Source organism: Allobosea sp. CCNWLY174, assembly GCF_037120455.1.
In the GTDB taxonomy this organism is placed as follows: Bacteria; Pseudomonadota; Alphaproteobacteria; order Rhizobiales; family Beijerinckiaceae; genus Allobosea; species Allobosea lupini.
In genome coordinates, this window is record NZ_JBBBBQ010000002.1 from 1 (window position 1) to 23,760 (window position 23,760).

24 protein-coding genes and 1 tRNA gene are annotated in these 23,760 nt (G+C 65.6%); 8 read left to right on the plus strand and 17 right to left on the minus strand.

Annotated elements, in window-relative coordinates; genetic code table 11:
* Nucleotides 1-460: 460 nt before the first annotated feature.
* Nucleotides 461-536 (minus strand) — tRNA-Ala (locus V7S63_RS06770).
* 109 nt (nt 537-645) lie between these two features.
* On the opposite strand from V7S63_RS06770, the gene V7S63_RS06775 reads away from it, so the two are divergent.
* The 4 genes from V7S63_RS06775 (at nt 646) to V7S63_RS06790 (ending at nt 2,885) form a co-directional block, all read left to right on the plus strand.
* Nucleotides 646-936 carry a YggT family protein gene (locus V7S63_RS06775; protein ID WP_091836582.1) on the plus strand — a complete coding sequence of 97 codons (291 nt, stop codon included), beginning with the start codon at nt 646-648 and terminating at the stop codon, nt 934-936.
* 5 nt (nt 937-941) lie between these two features.
* Complete coding sequence (locus V7S63_RS06780; RefSeq protein WP_336529674.1) at nt 942-1,256, plus strand: DUF167 family protein; 315 nt, start codon at nt 942-944, stop codon at nt 1,254-1,256.
* Between the two features lie 70 nt (nt 1,257-1,326).
* Nucleotides 1,327-2,046: a carbonic anhydrase gene (locus V7S63_RS06785; RefSeq protein WP_336529675.1), complete on the plus strand. Its 720-nt coding sequence runs from the start codon at nt 1,327-1,329 to the stop codon at nt 2,044-2,046.
* Between the two features lie 179 nt (nt 2,047-2,225).
* A complete protein-coding gene (locus tag V7S63_RS06790; RefSeq protein WP_091836574.1) occupies nt 2,226-2,885 on the plus strand; it encodes a cold-shock protein in 660 nt (219 codons plus the stop codon).
* Between the two features lie 101 nt (nt 2,886-2,986).
* Here V7S63_RS06790 and V7S63_RS06795 read toward each other — a convergent pair whose 3' ends face one another.
* The 6 genes from V7S63_RS06795 to V7S63_RS06820 all read right to left on the minus strand — a co-directional run bounded on the left by V7S63_RS06795 (nt 2,987) and on the right by V7S63_RS06820 (nt 8,205).
* Nucleotides 2,987-3,526 (minus strand): MOSC domain-containing protein, encoded by a 540-nt coding sequence (locus tag V7S63_RS06795; protein ID WP_100963633.1) that lies wholly within the window; start codon nt 3,524-3,526, stop codon nt 2,987-2,989.
* A 126-nt stretch (nt 3,527-3,652) separates the two neighbouring features.
* Nucleotides 3,653-4,141: a bacterioferritin gene (bfr, locus tag V7S63_RS06800; RefSeq protein ID WP_057191938.1), complete on the minus strand. Its 489-nt coding sequence runs from the start codon at nt 4,139-4,141 to the stop codon at nt 3,653-3,655.
* 110 nt (nt 4,142-4,251) lie between these two features.
* Nucleotides 4,252-4,539 (minus strand): (2Fe-2S)-binding protein, encoded by a 288-nt coding sequence (locus V7S63_RS06805; RefSeq protein WP_091836568.1) that lies wholly within the window; start codon nt 4,537-4,539, stop codon nt 4,252-4,254.
* Complete coding sequence (irrA, locus tag V7S63_RS06810; RefSeq protein WP_336529676.1) at nt 4,536-5,069, minus strand: iron response transcriptional regulator IrrA; 534 nt, start codon at nt 5,067-5,069, stop codon at nt 4,536-4,538. Before irrA ends, V7S63_RS06805 begins: the two co-directional genes overlap by 4 nt.
* 171 nt (nt 5,070-5,240) lie before the next feature.
* Complete coding sequence (locus tag V7S63_RS06815) at nt 5,241-6,830, minus strand: DHA2 family efflux MFS transporter permease subunit (RefSeq protein ID WP_100963629.1); 1,590 nt, start codon at nt 6,828-6,830, stop codon at nt 5,241-5,243.
* Nucleotides 6,831-6,999: 169 nt separating this feature from the next.
* Nucleotides 7,000-8,205 carry an HlyD family secretion protein gene (locus tag V7S63_RS06820; protein ID WP_336529677.1) on the minus strand — a complete coding sequence of 402 codons (1,206 nt, stop codon included), beginning with the start codon at nt 8,203-8,205 and terminating at the stop codon, nt 7,000-7,002.
* A gap of 149 nt (nt 8,206-8,354) precedes the next feature.
* On the opposite strand from V7S63_RS06820, the gene V7S63_RS06825 reads away from it, so the two are divergent.
* Nucleotides 8,355-9,023, plus strand: a complete 669-nt coding sequence (locus tag V7S63_RS06825; RefSeq protein ID WP_336529678.1) for a TetR/AcrR family transcriptional regulator — start codon at nt 8,355-8,357, stop codon at nt 9,021-9,023.
* 25 nt (nt 9,024-9,048) lie between these two features.
* Here the strand turns inward: V7S63_RS06825 and V7S63_RS06830 are convergent, their stop codons facing one another.
* Together V7S63_RS06830 and V7S63_RS06835 are read right to left on the minus strand one after the other, a co-directional pair.
* Nucleotides 9,049-9,996: a DMT family transporter gene (locus V7S63_RS06830; RefSeq protein ID WP_244543877.1), complete on the minus strand. Its 948-nt coding sequence runs from the start codon at nt 9,994-9,996 to the stop codon at nt 9,049-9,051.
* Nucleotides 9,997-10,147: 151 nt separating this feature from the next.
* On the minus strand, nt 10,148-11,182 hold the full coding sequence (locus V7S63_RS06835) for an aspartate-semialdehyde dehydrogenase (protein WP_100963623.1): 1,035 nt from the start codon (nt 11,180-11,182) through the stop codon (nt 10,148-10,150).
* Between the two features lie 449 nt (nt 11,183-11,631).
* Between V7S63_RS06835 and V7S63_RS06840 the strand changes: the two genes are divergently transcribed.
* Both V7S63_RS06840 and V7S63_RS06845 read left to right on the plus strand, forming a co-directional pair.
* The gene (locus tag V7S63_RS06840) at nt 11,632-12,708 is read left to right on the plus strand and encodes a hypothetical protein (RefSeq protein ID WP_336529679.1); all 1,077 of its coding nucleotides are present in this window, start codon (nt 11,632-11,634) and stop codon (nt 12,706-12,708) included.
* A 123-nt stretch (nt 12,709-12,831) separates the two neighbouring features.
* Entirely contained in the window at nt 12,832-13,137 is a 306-nt protein-coding gene (locus V7S63_RS06845) for a hypothetical protein (RefSeq protein WP_336529680.1), read from the plus strand.
* Between the two features lie 57 nt (nt 13,138-13,194).
* Here V7S63_RS06845 and V7S63_RS06850 read toward each other — a convergent pair whose 3' ends face one another.
* The 7 genes from V7S63_RS06850 to V7S63_RS06880 all read right to left on the minus strand — a co-directional run bounded on the left by V7S63_RS06850 (nt 13,195) and on the right by V7S63_RS06880 (nt 20,897).
* Nucleotides 13,195-14,631, minus strand: coding sequence for a homospermidine synthase (locus V7S63_RS06850; RefSeq protein WP_336529681.1), 1,437 nt, complete (start codon nt 14,629-14,631; stop codon nt 13,195-13,197).
* 97 nt (nt 14,632-14,728) lie between these two features.
* Complete coding sequence (locus V7S63_RS06855; protein WP_336529682.1) at nt 14,729-15,559, minus strand: phosphodiesterase; 831 nt, start codon at nt 15,557-15,559, stop codon at nt 14,729-14,731.
* A 130-nt stretch (nt 15,560-15,689) separates the two neighbouring features.
* The gene (locus V7S63_RS06860) at nt 15,690-17,024 is read right to left on the minus strand and encodes an ABC transporter substrate-binding protein (protein ID WP_336529683.1); all 1,335 of its coding nucleotides are present in this window, start codon (nt 17,022-17,024) and stop codon (nt 15,690-15,692) included.
* 12 nt (nt 17,025-17,036) lie between these two features.
* Complete coding sequence (locus V7S63_RS06865) at nt 17,037-17,888, minus strand: carbohydrate ABC transporter permease (RefSeq protein ID WP_336529684.1); 852 nt, start codon at nt 17,886-17,888, stop codon at nt 17,037-17,039.
* Nucleotides 17,885-18,826 carry a carbohydrate ABC transporter permease gene (locus V7S63_RS06870; protein WP_091836541.1) on the minus strand — a complete coding sequence of 314 codons (942 nt, stop codon included), beginning with the start codon at nt 18,824-18,826 and terminating at the stop codon, nt 17,885-17,887. The genes V7S63_RS06865 and V7S63_RS06870 overlap by 4 nt, the downstream gene beginning before the upstream one ends.
* 159 nt (nt 18,827-18,985) lie before the next feature.
* A complete protein-coding gene (locus V7S63_RS06875; protein WP_091836539.1) occupies nt 18,986-19,522 on the minus strand; it encodes a GNAT family N-acetyltransferase in 537 nt (178 codons plus the stop codon).
* A 229-nt stretch (nt 19,523-19,751) separates the two neighbouring features.
* Entirely contained in the window at nt 19,752-20,897 is a 1,146-nt protein-coding gene (locus tag V7S63_RS06880; protein WP_091836537.1) for a type III PLP-dependent enzyme, read from the minus strand.
* Between the two features lie 666 nt (nt 20,898-21,563).
* Between V7S63_RS06880 and V7S63_RS06885 the strand changes: the two genes are divergently transcribed.
* Nucleotides 21,564-23,141, plus strand: a complete 1,578-nt coding sequence (locus V7S63_RS06885; protein ID WP_336529685.1) for an OpgD/OpgG family glucan biosynthesis protein — start codon at nt 21,564-21,566, stop codon at nt 23,139-23,141.
* Between the two features lie 158 nt (nt 23,142-23,299).
* Here the strand turns inward: V7S63_RS06885 and V7S63_RS06890 are convergent, their stop codons facing one another.
* The gene (locus V7S63_RS06890; protein WP_336529686.1) at nt 23,300-23,728 is read right to left on the minus strand and encodes a RidA family protein; all 429 of its coding nucleotides are present in this window, start codon (nt 23,726-23,728) and stop codon (nt 23,300-23,302) included.
* Nucleotides 23,729-23,760: the final 32 nt, after the last annotated feature.

The following is a 23,760-nucleotide window of genomic DNA, read 5'->3' on the forward strand; positions in this document are numbered from 1 at the left end:
AACACCCGATTCCTGCTCCTTCAGGATCGCGATGATCTGTTCTTCCGAGAAGCGGCTGCGTTTCATGTCCTGGTCCTCTTGCGGGGCCAGAACGAACTTCAAACTGGATTAGGACCGAGGGGCAACGTCACGAGCATTCTCGCATCCGACAGCGGAACGTTGATCACGGCTTAGGAGAATCAGGTCCGAAAGCTCGAAGAGCAAAAGGCCGGGTTGAGCGAGAAGGTGAGCAGATGCGGTCGACCGGTGGCCTCGTTCGAGGACACATTCCGAACCGGATTCGAGTTCCTCGCAAGCCCTTATAAACTTTGGAGTTCTGACCGATTGGAGGACAAGAGAATGGTGCTACGGCTGGCCTTCGCAGGCCGCATTTCATATCACCATATCGACGGTATTCGAACCGCCGATTTATCTTTACCGTTCAAGGCCTTAGCAGGCCTCCATGATGGGAAAAAAGTTTTGGTGGAGCTGAGGGGATTCGAACCCCTGACCTCTGCAGTGCGATTGCAGCGCTCTCCCATCTGAGCTACAGCCCCCAAGGCGCTGGCCTTCTAGGCCCTGCGTTGCGCTCCTGTCAATCGCTTGCGGCAGGAGTTTTGTGGGTGCTCGTCGCGGAGCGCCTGGCCTTCTCGGAGATGCTGCTCGATGCGTGCCGTTCTCGACGTCGTGATGCTGGCGCTGAACCTCTATGTCTGGATCCTGATCGCCTCGGCCGTGCTGAGCTGGCTGATCGCCTTCAACGTCGTCAACACGCGCAACCAGTTCGTCTCGACGGTCTGGGATTTCCTCTACCGCATCACCGAGCCGGCGCTGCGGCCGATCCGCAACATGCTGCCCAATCTCGGCGGCATCGACATCTCGCCGATCATCCTGTTGCTGCTGATCTTCTTCATCCAGAGCGTGATCACCCGCTACATCTACCCTAACGTTTTCTAGGCTGGATGGCCGCCTGGTCGATCACGCCGGACGGGCTCGCGCTTTCCGTCCGCCTGACTCCGCGCGGCGGGCGCGATGGCCTCGACGGCGTCGAGACGCTGGCCGACGGGCGCGACGTGCTGAAGGCCAGGGTCCGGTCAGCTCCGAGCGAGGGCGAGGCCAATGCCGCGCTGATCGCATTGCTGGCCAAGGAGTTGTCGGTCTCCCGCTCCCGGGTTTCGCTGACGGCAGGCGCGAGTGCGCGATTGAAGCGCATTCTGATTCGCGGCGACGCGCAGGCGCTGGCGGCGCAGCTGCAGAAGCAGTTTTGCGAGATTTGATGCTGCGTTGCAGCAGAATCAGCTGGACGGGCTCTTGACGAAGGCCGTCGGCTTCTGGCCCAACTGAAGCATGGACCAGCAAGCTCCCGAGCCGTTCCCGCAGCGCCTGACGGAGGGCTATCGCGCCTTCCTCGACGATCGCTTCGTGCGCGAACAGAATCGTTACCAAAAACTCGCAGAGAGTGGGCAGACGCCGAAGATCATGCTGATCGGCTGCTGCGATTCGCGGGTCTCGCCCGAGGTCATCTTCGATGCGAGCCCCGGCGAGATGTTCGTGGTCCGCAACATCGCCAATCTGATCCCGCCCTTCTCGCCTGACGACCAGTTGCACGGCACCTCAGCGGCGCTCGAATACGGCGTACAGGCGCTCAAGGTCGAACATATCGTCGTGCTCGGCCATGGTCGCTGCGGAGGTATCAGAGCCTTCGCCGACGATACGCAGGGGCCGCTGTCGTCCGGCGACTTCATCGGCCGCTGGATCACGCTGGTCGAACCCGCGGCCAGGCGCTCGGGCGGGCGCGGCCGAAACGAGACCCTGGACGACTATGTCGAGCGCCTCGCTTTGCTCTCGGTCCAGCAATCGCTCGCGAACCTGCGCACCTTCCCCTGCATCAACATCCTCGAGAGCAAGGGCAGGCTGCACCTACATGGCGCCTATTTCGCTGTCGCGACCGGCACGCTGATGCTCCTCGATCCGCAGACCGGACAGTTCGTCCCGGCGGTCGGCGAGATGCCCAAGAAAGTGCAGATGATCCGCTGCTCGGAAGCGGAGCCTGGACAGGACGGTTGACGTCTGCTCCGGAACGGGTGAGTTTTAGTCGATCCGCCGCTTGAAACGGCGGTCGCTGGGGAAAAAATTTGCAATCTGGCATGATTTCGCCGGACAAGCATTTTTGCTGCGCCGCACCGATGACGAACCCAGAAGCTTGCGCTAGATTGCGCGCTCCCGGTCACTATCGTTGAAGCTGCATGTTCGATCGTCGTAAGCCCGCCGCCCCGGCGCCCTTCGTCACCCACGAGAATATCGAAGCCAAGGTCAAGTGGTTCGATCCGGAGAAAGGCTTCGGCTTTGCCTCTCCGGCGGACGGCTCCGGCGACGTTTTTCTCCACATCTCGGCCATCGGCCCGCAGGATCCGCAGGACCTGCAGCCCGGTGCGACCATCATCTGCGATCTCGGCGAAGGCCGGCGCGGCCTGCAGGTCGTCTCCGTCCACGAGATCGATGCCTCGACCGCAGCCCCCGCCGCGCCGCGTGGCGCCGGCGGTCCGGGAGGCGGTGGCCGTCCGTTCTCGCCGCGCCCGCCGCGCGACGATTTCGGTGGCGGCTATGGGGGTGGTGGCGGCTATGACCGCGGCGACCGTGGCGGCTTCGACCGCGGCGATCGCGGCGGCTTCGATCGTGGCGCCAGCGCCCCGATGGAAGGTCCGTTCGACGGCGCTGTTAAGTTCTTCAATACCGATCGCGGCTTCGGCTTCATCGCCCCCGACAAGGGAGGGCCGGACGTGTTCCTGCACGTCTCGTCGTTGAGCCGCAGCGGCCTGCAGCCGCCGATGGACGGGCAGCGCGTGCGCTTCTCGATCCGCGCCGGCAAGAAGGGCCCCGAAGCGGCGAATATCAGCTTCCTCTGAGAAGCTGTCGCGAGCGCATCTCGCTGGTCAGGCTGCATCAGCCTGACCAGTCAGTGATCTTCACGCTTCGATGAGGCGGCGGGCCGAAAGGCTCCGCCGCCTCAAACGCGTTCGAGGGCCCGGTGCGGCAAAGCGGGCAAGCTGATCTCGATTGAATCGCCGGGACGGACCTCTCCCCCCTCCAACACGATTGCCATGATTCCGGCTTTGCGGATCAGCCCGCCATTCGCATCGCGACCGAGCACGGCCTTTAGCAAGCCGGGCTGGAAGGCTTCGATCTGGACGCAAGGATTGCGCAGGCCCGTGATCTCGACGAGTGCGTTGGGGCCGAGCCGCAGCTGGGCACCGGTGGGCAAAGCGAGCAGGTCGAGCCCGCGCGTGGTGACATTCTCGCCCATATCGCCAGGCCGCAGCGAGAAACCGCGGGCCGCGAGTTCCTCGAAAAGCTCTGCCTGGATCAGATGGACCTGGCGCAGATTCGGCTGCGTCGGATCGACGGCGACACGCGAGCGATGCTTCACCGTCTCGCCGCAATGGGCGTCGCCTTCGACACCGAGGCCGGCGAGCAGGCGAATCGCCGGCAGGAGCGGCTTGCTGAAGCGGTGGCCTTCATCCCGAGCTACGGCGACGATCTCAGCCATTCGTTCCTCCCTACTGGTGGCCGCTCTCTGACACGCGCTGCCGTATTTGGGGAGGCAGCTGCGCAACAAAAAACCGGGCCTGTCACCAGGCCCGGTCGATCGCCCCTTGGAAACAGCTGCCGCAGGTCAGTGCTCGTCGCCCTCGAGCCCGCCGACATGCTTCTGGGTGTAGAGTTCGAGGCCGATGCGGCCGATCAGGTCGAGCTGGGTCTCGAGGAAGTCGATATGGCCTTCCTCGTCCTTCATCAGGGCCTTGAACAGGTCCTCGGACGGGTAGTCGCCGACGTCGCGGCAGTACTTCGCCGCTTCCTGATAGAGGGAGCGTGCCTCGACCTCGGCCTTGAGGTCGCATTCGATCACTTCCTTGACGTTCTCGCCGATGCGCAGTGCGTCGAGGGTCTGGAGATTCGGGAAGCCTTCGAGGAAGAGGATGCGGTCGACGAAACGGTCGGCATGGACCATCTCCTCGATCGATTCCTTCTTCCAGGTCTTGGCCATGTCCTTCAGCCCCCAATTATCGAGCATCCGGTAGTGCAGCCAATACTGGTTGATGGCCGTGAGCTCGGAGCGCAGGCCCTTGTTGAGGTATTCGATGACCTTCTTGTCGCCCTTCATGCCGCGCTCCTCGCAATCGACTACATTAGAATGATCCTAATGTAGAGCGCCTCGCTCGGAAAGGGAAGGAGAGATTGCGCGCCAGGCGCGAGAAAACGCGCCGTGCCGGATCAGGCGGCGACGCGGTCGTCGTTCTCCTCGATGCCGGCCATCATCAGGCCGACCGAGACATGCACGGCGCATTCGACATCGTGGCTGGCGCAGCTATGGCACTGGCTGGCGCAAGCGGCGCGCGCCTCGACGAGCAGCGAGCGAACCTCGCGGGCACAACGTCCGCAATCCGGGCTGCAGCCGAGGCAGTCATAGGCCTCGCCCGCCGTGCGCGGACCGCTGCCGTCAGGGGCGATCGTGCCCTTGATCTGCCGGCAGGACAGGACGTTGCAGGAGCAGACGATCACGCCCGGTGACCCCCGGCGACCTTCCTCACCGTCTCCTCGCCATCGGCGCGACGCAGGCGCACGATCACCTCGACCGAGGAGATCATCATGCCTTCCGGCGCGACCGGCAGGCCCGAGACGTGAATCTCGGAACCGGGGATGTCGACGACGGTCTCGTCGTCCTCGTTGTAGAAGTGGTGATGCTCCGAGACATTGGTGTCGAAGAAGGTCTTCGGCCCGGAGACCGAGACCTGGCGCAGCAGGCCGGCCTCGGAGAACTGACGCAGCGTGTTGTAGACGGTGGCGAGCGAGAGCGGCTCGCGGGCGCGCAGCGCCTCCTCGTAGAGCATCTCGGCGCTGACATGGCGGTCGCCCTTGGCGAAGAGCAGCCAGCCCAGCGCCATGCGCTGGCGGGTCGGGCGCAGGCCGACGCTGCGCAGGCGTGCCTTGACCGCGCTGATGGGGCAAGCAGCCGGGGCCTTCTGGGGCCAGGGGATCTGTTCCGCCTGGGTCCGCGCCGGGATGCCATCCTTGAGGGACAGAATGCTCATGAACGCCTTCCAACTCGAAGATCGGTGTCATTGTAGTTTAGAATTTATCTAAACTACTGATATTATTGATATTTTTGCCTTCTCCGAAACCAGCTGTCAATCTCCTCGCACCTGCGGCAAGACGCATCAGGGGGTTGTCCACGGTGCAGGGGGCCGCAATTTGGGGTGTCTTTAGTGCCCACCGCCTGCGGCTCCGGGCTTGGCAGCCGGCGGCTTGGTCATGAAGAGGGACAGCAGCACCAGGGCGCCGAAGATCACGGTCAGGCCGAGGAAGACGTCGCCGAAGGCCATGACCAGCGCCTGCTTGTGGGCCCGCTGCGTCAGCAGCTTCAGCGCCATCGACTGGGCGGCGTCGCCATACTCGATGAAGCGCTGCGTCATCGAGGCGAGGTTCTCCTCGGCGATCTGGCGGCCGGCGGCGACGGCCTCATGCAACCGGGCGATGTGCAGGTCGGTGCGGTTGTTGAGCAGGGTGTTGATGACGGCGAGCCCAACCGCACCGCCGAGATTGCGGGTGAGATTGTAAAGGCCGGAGGCGTTCTTGAGCTGCTGCGGCGGCAGGGTCCCGAGCGCCAGGTTGTTGATCGGCACCATACACAGCATCAGCGAGCAGCCGCGCAGGATCTGCGGCACCAGCAGCTCGTGGAAATCCCAATCGGCGGTGATGGCCGAGGCGAGGTAGGTGCCGAGTGCGAAGCCACCAAAGCCGATCATCATCATGATGCGCGGGTCGAGCTTGGTCGACAGGCGCCCGGCGATCGGCGCCGTCAGGAACATGGCGAGGCCGGTGACGAACATGGTCTCTCCGATCATCAGCGCGTCATAGCCGCGGATCCGCCCGAGATAGACCGGGTAGAGATAGGTCAGTCCGTAGAGGCCGATGCCCATGGTGAAGGAGAACAGCGAGCCGAAGGCGAAGTTGCGGTTCCTGAAGGCATAGAGATCGACCAGCGGGTCGTTCCGCGTCAGCGCCCGCCAGAAGAACAGCACGGCACCGATGATCATCACGAAGGTGAAGAGCACGATCTCGTGGCTCTCGAACCAGTCGAGCCGCGTCCCTTCCTCGAGCACGTATTCCATGCTGCCGAGGAAGGCGGCCATGGCGCCGAGCCCGACCCAGTCGAAGCGCTTGAGCAGGCTGTGGTCCGGCTTGTCGAAGTCGATCAGGTTCCAGGCCGCGATGGTGACGGCGATGCCGGGCACGAGATTGACCAGGAAGAGCCAGTGCCAGGAGAAGGCGTGGCTGAGATAGCCGCCGACGGTCGGGCCGATGGTGGGGGCGAGCGTCGCGATCAAGCCGATCAGCGGCGAGACGATCGGCCGCTTCGAGGCCGGGAAGATGGTGAAAGCCGCGGCGAACACGCCGGGGATCATGCCGCCGCCGATGAAGCCCTGGATCGCCCGCCACAGGATCATCTCATTGATCGAGCTCGACATGGCGCAGAGCACGCTCGCAATGGTGAAGCCGGCGGCGGCGATCGAGAAGAAGACGCGGGTCGAGAGCGCCCGGCTGAGATAGCCGGACAAGGGGATCATGATGACTTCGGCGATCAGATAGGCGGTCTGGACCCAGGCGATCTCGTCGCTGGACGCGGACAGGCCGGCCTGGATCTCCGCCAGCGAGGCCGAGACGATCTGGATGTCGAGGATCGCCATGAACATGCCGAAGACCATCGCCATGAAGGCGAAGATCCGGCGCAGCGGAATGGCGTCTGGCGCCGGCGCGGCGCCGGCCGGAATGGTCGTCGTGGCGGTGGCCATGCCGGCCTCCTCGACTGGGGATTTCAATCTGGTCTGCGGAACCGGGCCCCCGGCCCGAGGAGCGCCGTGAGGCGCGGTGCGCTTTGGCCCAGAAGGGGCGATTGAACCTTGGCACATCGCCATTTCCCGGTCGGAAATGGCTCCTCGGGTCGAGGGCCCGGACGTCTGGTTATTTCTGCGCGCTCGGGCGCGGGTCGATCGAGACCACGACCGACATGCCCGGGCGCAGAATGTGCTTGCCGGCCGATTCCGGCGACAGGGCGATGCGGACGGGCACGCGCTGAACAATCTTGGTGAAGTTACCGGTCGCGTTGTCGGGCGGCAGCAGGGTGAAGACCGAGCCGGTGCCGCCGGCGATGCCGCTGACCGTGCCGTCGAAGACCTGGCCGGGCAGGGCGTCGACGGTGATCTTCGCCTTGTCGCCGATCTTCAGCGGGCCGACCTGCGTCTCCTTGAAGTTGGCGTCGACATAGACCTGGTCGAGCGGCACGATCGACATCAGGCGCTTGCCGGCGCTGACGAGGTCCCCGAGCTGCATGTTGGTATTGGCGACGAGGCCGTCGATCGGAGCCGAGATCGACATGAAGGAGAGGTCGCGCGCAGCCTTGTCCTCGGCGACCTTGAGCTCGTCGATCTGGCGGGCGGCCTCGACGCGCTGGGCTTTGAGCACCTCGATATTGGCCTGCGCCTGCACCACGCCGGCCTTGGCGCTGGCGAGCGAGGCGACGGCCTGGTCGCGCGCGGCGGTGGCGGCGTCGAGCGTCGCCTGCGAACCATAGGACTTGGCGGCGAGGTTGCTGGCGCGCTCGAAATCGGCGGTGGTGCGGGTGACGGCGGCCTCGGCCGAGGTCTGCTGTGCCTGCGCCTGCTGCAGACTGGCGCGGGCGGCCTCGATCTGCGCGTCGATGCGCGAGAGGGTGGCCTTGGCGGTGGCGCTCTTGGCCTGGGCACTCTCCAGCGCGATGCGCTGGTCGCCATCGTCGAGCTTGACGAGAGGCTGACCGGCCTTGATCTCCTGGTTCTGCGTCACCGCGATCGCGGCGATGTTGGCGGGCAGCTTGGCAGAGATCGTCGCCATCTCGGCGCCGACATAGGCGTCATCGGTCGAGACGATGAAGCGGCCATTGCGCCACCAGTCGATGCCGTACCAGAGGCCGGCGGCAAGCGCCGTGCCGGCGACGAGGATCAGCGCGACGCGCTTGACGCCGCTGCGCTTGCGCGCCGGCTTCTCGGCAGCCTGGGGCGGGGCGGCAACGTCCTCGCTCGCCTTGCGGCCTTCGACGGGCGCAGGAGTCTGTTCCAGCGCCGGATCGACCAGCTTCAGACGGTCGCGGCGTGGCTCAAGGCGCTTTTCAACGGTGGTTTCGGCAGTCATGGTGACAATGCCCTGACAATCTGGTTTCGAACCGCTCGGTTCGATTGTGCTTGAAATAGCGCCGTACGAGGTGCATATCAAGAGGAAATCGAACCGCTCGGTTCGATTATTTTTGCAAGCGCGAACATGCGCGGGACGGATGGAACATAATGAGCGCGACGCTCGAGCCGCGACATGTCAAGGCGATCTCCCGCAACCGCCGGGTCGCGGGTGCCGATCCCGAGAAGCGTCACCAGATCTTGGAAGGGGCGCACGCCGTGTTCACAGCCCGCGGCTTCGACGCCGCCAGCATGAACGACATCGCTTCGGCCGCGAACGTCTCCAAGGGCACGCTCTATGTCTATTTCGAGGACAAGGAGCATCTCTTCGTCGCGCTGATCGAGCGCGAGCGCGAGAAGCAGAAGCAGGGCATGTATGCGGCCCTGGCCGAAGAGCCCGATCTCACGCTCGCGCTGACGAATTTCGGCAGCGGGCTGGTGCGCCTGCTGACCAATCCCTTCGCGCTGAGCGCCCATCGCATCGTGCTCGGGGTCGCCGAGCGCATGCCCGACCTCGGCCGCGAGTTCTATGAGCGCGGCCCGATGCAGGGGGCACAGCAGCTTGCCGCCTTCCTCGCCCGCCGCGTCGAGCAGGGCGAGTTGGCCATAGCAAATGCGGCCCTGGCGGCGGCTCAGTTCGTCGATCTCTCGCAGTCGACCCTGATGCGCCCACGCCTGTTCAATGCCGAGCGCGTGCCGCCGACCGAGGACGAGATCGCCTATGTCGTCGGCGAGGCGGTAGCGACCTTCATGGCGCGCTATGGGGCCAAGAAAGCCTGAGGCGGCTTCGCCGATCTCTCCGGGATCAGCGCCCGATCACCCTGCGGGCCCTGATGCGTTCGCGATGGGCGGTATAGAGGCCTGATGCGATGATGATCGCCGAGCCGAACCAGGTCACGGCGTCGGGCAGCACCGAAAACAGGATAAAGCCGAAGGCCGAGGCCCAGAGCAACTGCACATAGGAGAAGGGCGCCAGCAGCGAGGCGTCGGCATGCCGGAAGGCCTGGATCACGAACCAGTGGCCGACGGTCGAGGAGACGCCGATGAACAGGCCGACCAGCAGCGCTTCAGTCGAGAGTGGCTGCCAGGTCAGAGGCTGGAGCGCCGAGAGCACGATCCAGCCGACGACTGCCGACCAGGCGAGCGTCGTCACGGGGTTCTCGGTCGCGCTCATCATCCGGGTGACGATCAGCGCAAAGGCCCAGGTCACGGCCGAGAGAACCGGCAGTATCGAGGCTGCCTGGAAATCACTGCCGCCGGGACGCACAACGATCAGCACGCCGATCAGGCCGACGGCGGTCGCGGTCCAGCGCCGCCAGCCGATCTTCTCGCCGAGGATCGGGATCGACAAGGCAGTGACGAAGAGCGGCGAGACGAAGCTCGTCGCGGTCGCGTCGGCGATCGGCAGGTATCTCAGCGACGAGACGAACAGGATCGAGGAGACGGTGACGGCGACGCCGCGCAGGATCTGCATGCCCGCGCGCCGCGGCTTCAGCTGTTTGAAGCCGCCGGGAGCGGCGACAGCCAGCATGATCAGGGCGAAGGCGGCATAGCGCAGCCAGACGACCTGGATCGCCGGCGTCGTGGCAGTGAGGTATTTCGAGGCGACGTCGGCGGCCGACAGAAAGACGCTACCGAGCAGCATCAGGCCGATGCCGCGCAGGCTGTTGTCACGTCGCGGCGCGGGACGTTGCGGCGGCTCGGCCGGGGCTGGTTCGACCGGCAGAGGCACTCTGGTCAGGGTGTCGGGCAAGGTCTTCGGTGAATCTCTAGGAGAAGCCGACCCTAGCCGATGATCGGGGCGATCCCTCGCGCAAATCCGGCACGGCCGCTATGCGTGCGCGCAAGAAAAAGGCGGGCATGACGCCCGCCTTGAAATTTTCTTTAAAGGAAGCGCGCTGAACTCAGGCGGCTTGCTTGCGCGGCTGGATCAGCTTGCGGTTGACCAGCACCTCGGCGATCTGGACCGCGTTGAGCGCGGCGCCCTTGCGCAGATTGTCCGAGACGCACCAGAAGGCGAGGCCGTTCTCGACCGTGGCGTCCTCGCGGATGCGCGAGATATAGGTCGCATCCTCGCCGGCTGCCTCGTGCGGGGTGATGTAGCCACCGGGCTCGTGCTTGTCGATGACAAGGATGCCGGGAGCGGTGCGTAGCACCTCGCGCGCCTCGTCGGCGGTGATCGGCTTCTCGCATTCGATGTTGACGCTCTCGGAATGGCCGATGAAGACCGGCACGCGTACACAGGTGGCGGTCAGCTTGATCTTCGGATCGAGGATCTTCTTGGTTTCCGCCATCATCTTCCACTCTTCCTTGGTGAAGCCGTCTTCCATGAAGACGTCGATGTGCGGGATGACGTTGAAGGCGATGCGCTTGGAAAACTTCTTGGCCTGGACCTCGCCGGCGGCAAAGACCGAGCGGGTCTGGTTGAAGAGCTCGTCCATCGCCTCCTTGCCGGCGCCGGAGACCGACTGATAGGTCGAGACGACGACGCGCTTGACGCCGAAGCGCTCATGCAGCGGCTTCAGCGCCACGACGAGCTGCGCGGTCGAGCAGTTCGGGTTGGCGATGATGTTCATCTTGCTGAAGCCGGCGGCGGCCGCGGCGTTCACCTCCGGCACGACCAGCGGCACGTCGGGATGCATGCGCCAGGTCGAGGAGTTGTCGATCACGACGGCGCCCTGCGCACCGATCTTCGGCGACCATTCCTTCGAGACCGCGCCGCCCGCCGACATCAGGCAGATATCGGTGTCGGAGAAATCGTAATGCTCGAGCGCCTTCACCTTCAGCGTCTTGTCACCGAAGGAGACCTCGGTGCCGACCGAGCGGGAAGAGGCGAGCGCCACCACCTCGCTGACGGGGAAGGCGCGCTCGGCGAGGATGTCGAGCATTTCATGGCCCACATTGCCCGTGGCGCCGACGACCGCGACCTTGAAGCTCATCTCTAAGAATTCCTTCTGGCGAAACCGGTTGTGCCTCCCCGGGGAGGCCGTCGCCGCTCATCTCGATCGCGGGTTCGGCCGGTTGACCCCGGCCGGGGGGGAGATCCCGGAATCGAGGCGACGTGTCAGTGCGACGTCCGGGTTTTCCCGGCCGTCGTTTTGGTCGTGGTTTTCGTCGTCAGACGGAACGTCACAGAGCCAACCTGAACATCATCGCGAAGCCGGGAGATAAGTGCCCGGCGCGCAATCCCAAACACAAGCTGCCGTGAAAAGTCAATCGTCCTGCTGCAGCGCCGGCATTAACCCTGCCTCCTTACCTGCCATTGACCCTGTTTCGCGATGAAGCACGTCCGGTAACGGCCTGCTCATCACGGCCGGCGAAAGCTCGCCTGCGAGTGGGACGAAGCGGCTTGCAGCAGTGCGGGCCGTCCAACGGGTTGGGTATTGTCGTGTACGGGGACGAGATCAGCGCCATCTGGCAGCGCCTCAAGCTGCGCCTGCAGGACAGCGGGCAACGCCTTCAGCCGCGCCTGCAGGGCCTGGCCGACGCCGCACCGGGCCGCTTCGATCTCGCGGCCCGGCTGGTCGATCTCGCCGACGCGACCGAAGCCGGCTTTGCGCGGATCATGCGGCCCGTGCTGCGCTTGCTGCGCTCCGGCGCGATCGGCTTGACGGGCGGCCTCGTCTGGCGCGGCCTCGCCGCGCTGACCGGAGTGAGCCTGACTGCGATGCTCGTTGCCGGTCTTTCTTCCGGTTCGTCGGAACCTGCGCTCGCCAATCTGGCCTCGACGGAGGCCGTAGCCGCTCCGCTGGTACGCGATGTTCGCCTCCAGGCGCTACCGCTGGCCGCCGGACAGGACGGCTGGGTGATGATCGGTCGTCCGATCGCGCTGTTCGGCCTGGAGTCGTCCGAGCTCGACAAGCGCAGCGCCTATGAGGCGCGGCGCAGCCAGGACGGCCAGCGCCGCGAGGACATGCTGAGCTTCGGCGAATTCGGCGACAGCAAATCCTTCCTGGCGCTCAAGTTCCAGGTCAACCGTGATGCACAGGTGCAGAAGGCACTCGCCGGGCAGGCGCAACCCTTCGTGATCACGCTGGTGCGCGAGAGTGCGGCGCGTGGCCTCTCGGTCGGGCGCAGCGGTGCGGCGACCACGATCGAGACCAAGTTCGGCACCGTCGAGACCGCCGATATCGGCCTGAGCGACGGCAAAGCCGGGCGAGCCTGCATCGCCTTCCGCCATCTCGACGGGGCGGCGCATCTGTCCTTCTCCGGCTGGTGGTGCGGGAGCGAGGCGCGACCGGCCGACAGGGCGCAATTGATCTGCCTGATCGACCGGATCGATCTCCTGAGCGCCGGCGACGATCCCGAGCTGCGCAGCAATTTCGCCCGCACCGAGCTCAACCGCCGGCAGGGCTGCTCGGTGCCGCGGCTTGCGGCGACCGGCCGAAAGGGCTCCTGGCTCGACGCCGACGGCAAGGCCCCGGCGCTGCGGCCGACCAGCAGCAAGCAGGCGCAGGCGCGGTAACGGCCTCGTGTGGCCGCCCTGCACTGGCAAGGCGCAACAAAAGCATTAACTCGGGAATTGTATCGTCTGCGATAGCCGATCCGCCGGCAACTTCGGCGGGGGCAACCGCCTCAGGAGATCGTCATGCGTTCGCTTTCCCGTCTCGCCGCTGGTCTCGCCCTGTCGGTCGCAGCGGTCACCTTTGCCGCCTCGGTGGCCGAGGCGCAGCAACAGCGCAAGCCTTTGCGTGTCACCGTCCAGAAGCGCAGCTATTTCGACGCCGGCAATGTCGTACCGGTCGGCAGCATGAACCGCTATGCTTCGCAGCATTTCGTGGCGAGCCCGGTCTATTCGGCTGCGGGCGAGCTCTATGGCGAGGGCACGCTGCCCTCGCGCATCGGCTCGGGCGCCAACCCCTTCGCCAACAGCTTGTCGACGCCGCGTTTCTGAGCGCAGCGTTCGAAATGAAAAAAGGCCCGCCGTGAGGCGGGCCTTTTGCTGTGACGATCAGCGCACCAGGATGTTCTTGAACTGCCAGGGGTCGGAGGTGTCGATATCCTCCGGGAACAGGCCCGGGCGGCCGTCGAGCGGTGTCCAGTCGGTGTAATAGCCCTGCACCGGCCCGAGATAGGGCATCTGGATCGAAAGGCAGCGGTCGAGATCCATCTCCTCGACCTCGACGATGCCGGCCTTGGGGTTCTCCAGCGCCCAGACCATGCCGGCGAGCACGGCCGAGGTGACCTGCAGGCCCGTCGCGGTTTGGTAGGGAGCGAGCTTGCGCGCCTCCTCCGTCGAGAGCTGCGAGCCGAACCAGTAGGCGCCCTTGTCGTGGCCATAGAGCAGCACGCCGAGCTCGTCGATGCCGTCGATGACCTCGTTTTCCTCGAGGATGTGGTGCTCTTCCTGCGGCCGGCCGGCATTGCCGAACATCTCGTGCAGCGAGAGGACGGCGTCGTTGGCCGGGTGATAGGCGTAGTGGCAGGTCGGCCGGTAGATCGCCTTGCCGGCCTCGTCACGCACGGTGAAGTAGTCGGCGATCGAGATCGACTCGTTGTGCGTCACCAGGAAGCCGTATTGCGGGCCCGGGGTGGGGCACCAGCTGCGCACCTTCGTCTCGGCGCCGGGCTGCATCAGGTAGATCGCCGCCTGCGAACCGGTCTCGTGGGTGCGGGCATTGTCCGGCATCCACTTCTCATGGGTGCCCCAGCCGAGCTCGGCCGGCTGCACGCCCTCGGAAATGAAGCCTTCGACCGACCAGGTGTTGACGAAGACGCCCGGCGGCTTGGGGTTCTTCGAGCGCTGCGTGTCGCGCTCGGCGATATGGATGCCCTTGACGCCGACCTGCTTCATCAGCCCGGCCCATTCCTCGCGGGTGGTCGGCTGCGGCACGTTGAAGCGCATGTCGGAGGCGATGTTCAGCAGAGCCTTCTTGGCCAGCCAGGAGGCCATGCCGGGATTGGCGCCGCAGCAGGAGACGGCCGTGGTCGAGCCCGGCGCGCGGGCGCGCTTGGCGGCGAGCGTCATCTCGCGCAGCGCATAATTCGAGCGCTCGCCCGGACCCTTCGTCTCGTCGAAATAGAAGCCGAGCCAGGGCTCGTTGACCGTGTCGATATAGAGCGCACCGAGGCTGGAGCAGAGCTCCATGATGTCGCGCGAGCCGGTGTCGCAAGACAGGTTGACACAAAAGCCCTGGCCACCGCCCGCCGTCAGCAGAGGGGTGAGCATGGTCTTGTAGTTCTCGAGCGTCACGGCTTCCTGGATGAAGCGGATGCCGCGCTCGTCCAGCAAAGCGCGGTTGTCGTCGTCGGGTGCGATCACCACGAACCGGCTCTTGTCGAATTTGAGATGCCGCTCGATCAGCGGCAGCGTCCCGCGGCCGATCGAACCGAAGCCGATCATCACGATCGGGCCGCTGATCTCGCCGTATACGGGCCAATCCGTCATTCTTTTCAACTCCTGGGTCGTGCCTTGGTGGATCAGCGGACGCTGGTATGGCCTGGCGTCCCCAGGGTCAACCGGAAGGGGCGACAGGCAGGCGGTATCAGGCGTGCGCGCCGGGATAATCGGCGTCGAGCACGAAGGGGTAGGGACCCGGATAGCGCTCGACATAAGCCATGTGGCTGACGAGCCCTGTGCCGGGCCGATAGCTGTGCAAGTAGTAAGCCGGCGGCTCCATATGGAAGGTCGCGGGACCTTCGGGCGCGAGATCGAGCGTGACCTGATGCGTCACGCTCGGCGCGATCTGGGCGATCGTGCCGGCGAAGCGCGTCGTGATCGGCCGGTGATGGTGGCCGCAGAGAATGCGCTCGACATTCGGGTAACGGGCGACGATCTCGCGGAAGCCATCAGCGCCTTCGAGCAGGCGAATTCGGTCCATGTGGATGATGCCGCAGTCGAAGGGCGGGTGGTGCATGAAGATGACGACCGGCTTGCCGTTCGCACCGGCGAGCGCCTTTTCCAGGAGGCCGAGGCGCTTGTCGCAGAGCGCGCCGGCGCTCTGGCCGGGCAGCAGGGTGTCGAGGCCGATCAGCCTGACATCGCCGAGGTCGGCGCTGAACTGGACGAAGCCGTCGTCGAGCACGGCGTGCGGTCCGAGCGTCAGGCCGGCCGTCAAGGTCTCGCGGCGATCGTGATTGCCCGGCAGCAGCAGCACCGGCACCTCGACCCGCTTCAGCAGGTTGGCCAGCAGCCCGTATTCCTCGGCGAGGCCGCAATCGGTGAGGTCGCCGGTGATCACCAGCGCATCCGGCTGCGGGCGCAGGGCCGCGACGACGTCGAGCGCGCGCTCGGTCAGGGCATTGGTCTCGGAGACGCGATAGGCCGGCTTGCCGAGCGGGCGGATGTGAAGGTCGGTGATGTGGGCGATCAGCATGGTGCTACGATCCGGGTCTTGGTTCCCCGTCATGCTCGGCCTTGTGCCGAGCATCCACGTCTTGCGACGTGGATGAAGCGAGGACGTGGATGGTCGGGACAAGCCCGACCATGACGATGGCGATCGCTCTTTACTGCGTTGGCAGCTTGAGGGCGGTCTGCTCGACATAGGGCTTCATGATCTCGTCGGCGGTCTTCTGGGCCGAGACGAGTGCTTCCTTCGGCTGCTTCTTGCCGGAGAGGACGGCCTGGAGCTCGTCCTCGATCGCCTTGCGGACCGGAACCGTCTTGTAGGTCGCGAACCAGGGCTTGGCATAGGCGAGCTGGCTGACGGCGATGCCGGCATCCGGGTTCTTGGCGATGAACTCCTTCATCTCCGGCAGCTCGTAGGCAGCCATGTTCGGAGCGAAATAGCCGGTGGCGCGGCTCCACCAGCCGGACTTCTCCGGCGAGGTCATCCAGTTGATCAGGGTCCAGGCGGCCTTGCGGCGCTCGCCTTCGACGCCGGTCGGGATGACGAGCGAGGCGCCGCCGATCGGCACCTCGTTCTTCACGTTCTTCGGCACGAAGGCGACCTTGTAGGGGAACTTCGCGTTGGTGCGGATATGGGTCAGCGAGCCGGTCGAGAGCAGTATCATCGAGGCCTGGCCGGAGAGGAAAGCGGTCGAGACCGCGCCCCCCGCCTGGACCCCGGCCGGGTGGACCTTGTGCTTGGCGACGAGGTCCGACCAGAAGGTCAGGGCGCCGAGCATGGACGGGCTGTCATAGTAGACCTCGCCGCCGTAATCGACATTGAACCACTGGCCGCCGTTCGACTGGGTCAGAGCCTGCAGGATCCAGCCGCCGTAATCGTAGTTCGAGGGCGCCATGATGCCCCAGCGGGTGACGCGGTCGCCCTCGCGCCTGGTCAGCTTCTTGGCGGCGGCGGCAAGCTCTTCCCAGTTCGTCGGCAGCTTCTCCGGATCTAGGCCAACTTCCTTGAAGTGGTCGGCGTTGACGTAGAACAGTGGCGTCGAATTGTGGAAGGGGACGCCGTAGACCGAGCGGTCGAGCACGGCGTTGCCGTGCAGGGCGCGGAAGAACTGGCCCATATAGGCGTCGTTGCTCTTGCCGTCGGCCTTGATGAGGTCATCCAGCTTCTGGATCTCGCCCTCGATCTTGAGATCGAGCAGGAAATTGGCCGACATGATCACGGCGGCCGGCGGCTTGCCGGCCTTCATCGCGGCGCGGGTCTTGATCAGCGTCTCGTCATAGGAGCCGGTGTAGACCGGCGTCGCCTTGATCGCAGGGTTCTTCTCGTTGAACTCTTTGATCAGCGCGGTCATGTCACGGGCGAGCTGCCCGTCGACCGGGACGGGGAAGAACAGCTCGATCTCGGTCGGCGCCTGCGCGAAAGCGGGTGCGACCGCGAAGGAAGCGGCAAGTGCCGCGCCGGCGAGGACCGATCTGCGGGTGGTGCTGGTCATTGTCTGGACCCCTTACTTGATGCCTGACGAGACGAAGGAATTGACGAAGGCGCGCTGGAACAGCGCGAAGGCGATCAGCAGCGGAGCACTGACCATCAGAGTGCCGGCGGCGATGACGCCCCAGGCCTGCGCACCCTCGGCGCCGCGCGTGAACGAGGCGAGGCCGACGGTGAGGGGGCGCAAATCCGGCGAATTGATCACCATCAGCGGCCAGAGGAACTCGTTCCAGTGGCTGGTGACGGAGACGATCGAGAAGGCGATCAGCGAGGGCTTCGCCAGCGGCAGATAGATGAAGCCGATGCGCTGCCAGACGCTGGCGCCGTCGATCAGCGCCGCGTCCTCGAGCTCGCGCGGGATCGCCAGAAAGGCCTGGCGCATCAGGAATGTGCCGAAGGCGGAGGCGAAATAGGGCGCCATCACGCCGAGCAGGCTGTCATAGAGGCCGAGCCGGGCGATCGTCGCGAGGTTCGGTACGATCAGCACGACGGGCGCCAGCATCAGCTGCAGCAGGAAAAGATAGAAGCAGAGCGTCCGGCCGGGGAAGTCGATGCGGGCGAAGGCATAGCCCGCCAGCGTGATGGTGACGATCTGCACGGCCAGGATGCCGAAGCTGATGATCGCGGTGTTGAGGCCGTAGCGCGGGAAATCGGCCGAGGCCCAGGCTTCGGCGAAGTTGCCGAGCGTCGGCAGATAGGACGGCACCAGCGAGGCCATGCCCGAGCCGCCATAGGTGTGCGGGTTGAAGGCGGCGACCAGCATCCAGAGAAACGGCACCATCCAGAGCGCCGCCAGCAGCAGGGTCGCGGCATAGCCGAGCTTTGGCGTGATCTCGCGGTTGGCGACGCCGGTCGAGGCCTCGATCATCGGTCGCGCTCCCCGAAGGAGCGCTCGATCGTGCGGAGCGAGCTTGCGGAGATGACGAGGAGCAGCGCCAGCATGACGAGCGTGCCGGCGGCAGCGCGACCGGCATCATAGCTCTCGACCGCCTGCTGGTAGACGTAGAACAGCAGCAGGTTGGTGGAGTCGGACGGGCCGCCCTTGGTCAGCACGAAGACGTGGTCGACCTGGGTGACGACGTTGATCAGCCCGATCACCAGCACGAAGCCGATCGTCGGCTTGATATAAGGCAGGGTGACGTAGCGCAGGCGCTGCCAGGGATTGGCGCCATCGAGGATCGCCGCCTCATAGGCGTCGGCCGGAACCGCCTGAAGGCCGGCGAGGAAGAACAGCATGTAGTAGCCGGCGTTCTTCCAGATCGTCAGGCCCATGATCGAGTACAGGGCGATGTCGGGATCACCCAGCCAGTTCGGCCCGGAGATCGCGAGCTTGGCGAGGTGGTAGTCGAGCAGTCCGGCATTGGGCAGGAAGATGAACAAGAAGACCGAGGCGGCCGCGACGAGCGGGATCAGCACCGGCAGGAAGAAGAGCGAGCGGAACAGCGCGTTGACGCGGCTCGACCGGACCAGCGCCATGGCGAAGCCGAGCGCGAGCACGAGGCTCGGGATCACGGTGCCGACGGCGTAGAGCAGGTTGTTGGCGAGAGCCTTGCGGAAGGCGGCGTCGGCGAAGAGGGCCGCGAAGTTCGCGAGCCCGACAAAGCCCTGCGGGCCGCCGACCTTCTGCTGGTTGTGCAATGATTGCCAGAAGACCTGAGCGACCGGCCAGTAGGTAAACAGCGTCAGCAGGATCAGCGAGGGGGCCAGCAAGCCGAAGGCGAGCAGCGTCGACCGGCGAGGTCGCCAGGAAGCGAGCTGCAGCACCCGCGGCTTTGCCAATCTGTTCGTCAGAACCGTGTCTGCCATTGTTCCCGCCTTCGCGGCGGGTGATGGCGGTGCCGGACGACAGTCCGGTGAAGGCAAGATGACGTTTCGGCGACGAAGCCGGTGAATTAACGATCGCCCAAACGCAGAACGGGCAGACCCTAAGGCCTGCCCGTCAAGGATGGTGCGGTGTCCGGGCGCTCAGGCTGCGCGACGTCGGAGTCCGTCCGTTCCGGCGGCCGGCACGAGCGCCCCCGTGGCCTTGAGAACGCCGCTCGCGCCCTGGAGCGCACCATCGCGCAGCTCGAGGCCGAGGAAGCGCTCGCGCTCGAACGGGCCTGGCATGGCAAGTTCGGCCATCGGCTCAGGCGTGAAGCCGAAGCGCTCGTAATAGGGCGCATCGCCGACGAGCAGGATCGCGCCATGGCCGCGGCAGGCGGCGCGCCAGATCGCCTCGCGCATCATCGCCTTGCCGAGACCCTCGCCCTGCAGGTCCGGCGAGACCGCGAGCGGGCCGAGCAGCAGCGCCGGCTTGCCGTTGGCCTCGACATGCCAGAGCCGCACGGTCGCGACGATCGCGCCATCGCGCTCGGCCGTCAGGGCCAGGCCTTCCGCCGGCATGCGGCCTTCGCGCAGGCGCTCGCTCGACTTCGTCGTGCGGCGCTCGCCGAGGCAGCGGTCGAGCAGGACCTCGCGGGCTGGAATATCGGTCTCGATCTCGTCGCGGATCGTGATCATGACGCACCTCCTGCCGGAGCGCCCGCCGTCTCGCGGACCTTCCCGGCGCCGCGCGGACGCGGCCACAAACAAGGGATTGTGTGGAAGAGGGTCCGGCGGGAGCCACGCCCGCGCTCCATTCTTGGAGGCACGAACGCTCCGCCCGGTTTCCCGGGCAGCCTGCCGATACGTGGCAGGGCGCTTCGCCGGACCCGATGAGTGAGGGAGGGCAGCGAGCCCTCCCGTTTCGTCAGATGACGTACTGCTTCAGCGGCGGGAAGCCGTTGAAGGCGACGGCCGCATAGGTCGTCGTATAGGCCCCGGTACCCTCGATCAGGACCTTGTCGCCGATCTCCAGGCTGAACGGCAGCATGTACGGGGTCTTCTCGTACATGACGTCGACCGAATCGCAGGTCGGGCCGGCGAGCACGCAGGGAACCGTGGCGTCGCCGTCCCGGATCGTTCGGATCGGGTAGCGGATCGCCTCGTCCATCGTCTCGGCAAGACCGTTGAACTTGCCGATGTCGAGATAGACCCAGCGGACCTGGTCGTCCTCGCTCTTCTTCGAGATCAGAACGACCTCGGCCTCGATCAGACCGGCTTCGCCGACCATGCCGCGGCCCGGCTCGATGATGGTCTCCGGCAGGCGGTTGCCGAAATGCTTCGACAGCGCCTGGAAGATCGCATCGCCATAGGCCGGGACGCCCGGGATCGGCTTCAGGTAGCGCGCCGGGAAACCGCCGCCGAGATTGACCATCGACAGCGACAGGCCACGCGTGGCGCACTCCTTGAACACGGCCGAGGCCGAGGCCAGGGCCGAATCCCAGGCGTTCACATTGGCCTGCTGCGAGCCGACGTGAAACGAGATGCCATAGGCCTGCAGGCCGAGGCGATGGCCGTGCTCGAGCACGTCTGCGGCCATTTCAGGCACGCAGCCGAACTTGCGCGAGAGCGGCCAGTCGGCACCGGCGCCGTCGCAGAGGATGCGGCAGAAGATGCGCGCGCCTTCGGACTTGGTGGCCTGGGCGGCGCGGGCGACCTTCTCGACCTCGGCCTCGCAATCGACGGCGAACAGGCGCACGCCGAGCTCCATGGCGCGGGCGACGTCGCGCTCCTTCTTTATGGTGTTGCCGAAGGAGATGCGGTCGGCCGTGGCGCCGGCCGACAGCGCCAGTTCGATCTCGACGACCGAGGCGCAATCGAAGCAGGAGCCGAGCTTGGCCAGCAGGCGCAGCACTTCCGGAGCCGGATTCGCCTTGACCGCGTAGAAGACGCGGGTGTCCGGCAGCGCCCGGGAGAAGGCGACATAATTCTCGCGCACGACCTCGAGGTCGATCACGACGCAGGGGCCGTCCTCGCGGCGGTCACGCAGAAACTCACGGATGCGCTCGGTCATGAGACGCTGCTCCTCTTCGGCGCAAGCGGCGCCGATACGACGTGTAGCCGGTTGAAACGACCGCGACCCGAGGCGCTGTGGAGACGCCTTAGGACTGCGGACGAGACGTCCGGACCCGAAACACCGTCGATTGGGAGATTAACCCCGCACGCCCGGCAATGAAGGACAAGCCTCTTCGGTGTTGGCCTTTGGAGGACCAACGAGACCAAAAAAGCCCGCTCCGTCGTTGCTTTAAGCTACGTCCCCCGTGGAGATTCGGGGTTCGCCGGTTTCGCCTCCGGCTGCTGGTCGCTGTTCGGGAGCGGCCTTCTTGCGAAAGCCGGGAGCGTGATTTGAGGGGATATCCATCCCCCTCCATCCGTTTCCCATCCCTGGCGGCTGTCCGGCCTCTTGTCCGGATGCCCACCGACCAGCACGCGGCCACAGGCACGTGCGAATTGGGTGAGCTGCATATACGGGCGCGGACTCCGCGCTTCAAGTTTTTTCTGACGGCCGAGACCGGATTTTTTACAGGACGGGGCGGGAGGAGAAGGGCGGCGCTCGCGTTTCCTTTCAACACTGGCCTGCGCAGGCGATTGCTGTGCCCTAGACCAGCCCCATTTCATCGCCTAAGTCGTTGGCGCAGCGCGCCTTCGCGCGTTTATATCCAAGGGGCAAGCTTCGATCATGACGGTTACCGATCGCCGCCGGGTTCTGGCCGGGCTGAGCGCCGCATTGTGCGCCACCGCTGCGCCGCAGGCTTTGCTGGCGCAGCAGCCGGAACAGGCGCCGCCGCAGCCGCGATTCGGCTTCGACGAGGTGGTGCGCCGGGCCCGCGAGATCGCGGCCGTACCCTATGAAGCAGGGCCGGCCTTGCCGGAGGCGCTGACGCGGCTCGATTTCGACGCCTGGCGCGAGATCCGCTTCCGGCCGGAGCGGGCGCTGCTCGCCCAATCGAATTCCGGCTTCCGCATGCAGATGTTCCATCCCGGCTTCCTGTTCACCCGGCCGGTAACGGTGAACGTGATCCGCGACGGCGTACCGACGCCGGTGCCCTATGCCACCAATCTCTTTGATTACGGGCGAACCAAGTTCGACAAGCCGCTGCCGGTCAATCTCGGCTTCGCCGGCTTCCGGCTGCATTACCCGCTCAATGATCCGCGCGTCTTCGACGAGCTGATCTCCTTCATCGGCGCGAGCTATTTTCGCGTGCTCGGGCGCGGGCAGCGCTATGGCCTCTCGGCGCGTGGCCTTTCGATCGGCGCAGGCGTGCCGGGCGGCGAGGAGTTTCCGATCTTCCGCGAGTTCTGGGTGGAGACGCCGGCAGCCGATGCCGAGCGCATCACGGTCTATGCGCTGCTCGATTCGCCGTCCGTCTCCGGAGCCTATCGCTTCCATATCTATCCGGACGGCGACAGCGTGGTCGATGTCGGCGCGGCGCTGTTCCCGCGCAAGCCGATCGAGAAGCTCGGGCTGGCGCCGCTGACCTCGATGTTCTTCACCGGCGAGAACGACCGGCGCTTCCACGACGATTTCCGCAGCGAGCTGCACGATTCGGATGGACTGCTGATCCATTCCAGCACTGGCGAGTGGATTTGGCGCCCCCTGCGCAACGCCCGCGTTCCGGCCACCTCCTCCTTCGTCGAGCGCAATGTCCGCGGCTTCGGTCTGATGCAGCGCGACCGGGTGTTCGAGCATTATCAGGACCTCGACCTCAATTATGAGCTCAGGCCGTCCTACTGGATCGAGCCGCAAGGCGACTGGGGCGAGGGCGTGGTCGAGCTGATCGAACTGCCGACCACGGATGAAACCAACGACAACATCGTCGCGCTTTGGGCACCGAAGCAGGCACTGGAGCCAGGCCGGGAGTTCCGCTTCGGCTACAAGCTGACGGCGATGCTGGATTCCAGCGATCTGCATCCGGGCGGGCGGGCGATCAACACCTACCAGGCCAAGCCGAAGGCGCTCGGCTCGGGCGAGGCCGTGACCGAGAACACCCGCCGCTTCATCGTCGATTTCGCCGGCGGCGATCTCGGCTATTATCTGAAGCAGCCGGAGAAGGTCGAGATCGTGCCCTCGATCGCCTATGGCCGGATCAACCGGGCCTTCCTGGTGCCGAACCCGAAGACGGAGGGCTTCCGCGCCTTCATCGACATCGTAGTGGAGCCGGGCCAACTCGCCGAGATGCGCGCCTTCCTGAAGAGCGGCAGCAAGACCCTGACCGAGACCTGGAGCTTCCCCTGGCGCGCGCCCGACGCGAGCTGATCGTCGCGAGGGGCCTCCGCCCGATCACTCGGGTCGTCCCGGGCGACCGGAGGGAAACCCGGGACCCATTCCGGAACGTCTTTCGGCAAGGCTCAGGAACGGATCCCGGATCGGCGCCGCTTCGCGGCTTGTCCGGGATGACCTTGCAGGGCGTCGGATCAGAATTTCGGCGCTGTGACCGTGCGCGCCGGCTTGCGCCGCCTTTCGGGCGCGGCCGCGACGACCTCGATCTCGACCTTGAATTCCGGCAGGGTGAAGCCGGAGACGATCATCAGGGTCGAGGCCGGCGGCGGGGTGCCGACATGGGCGTCGCGCGACTCCATATAGCCTTTCATATGGGCCCGGTCGGTGACGTAGGCGTTGATCCGGACGATGTCCTTCAGCGTCATCCCGGCCTCGCCCAGGATCGCGGCGATGTTGGCAAAGCAGAGATCCGCCTGCTCCCTGGCTCCTTCGGGGATCGTGCCGTCAGCGGCGATGCCGAGCTGGCCGGAGCAGAGGGCGAGCCGGTGGCCGGGAGGCAGTTCGACGCCGTGGCTGTAGCGGGCGAAGGGCGCGCGGATCGAAGAGGGGCTAAGCGGCTTCATCTGATGGTCCGGATGGCGGGAGCACCGTTCTG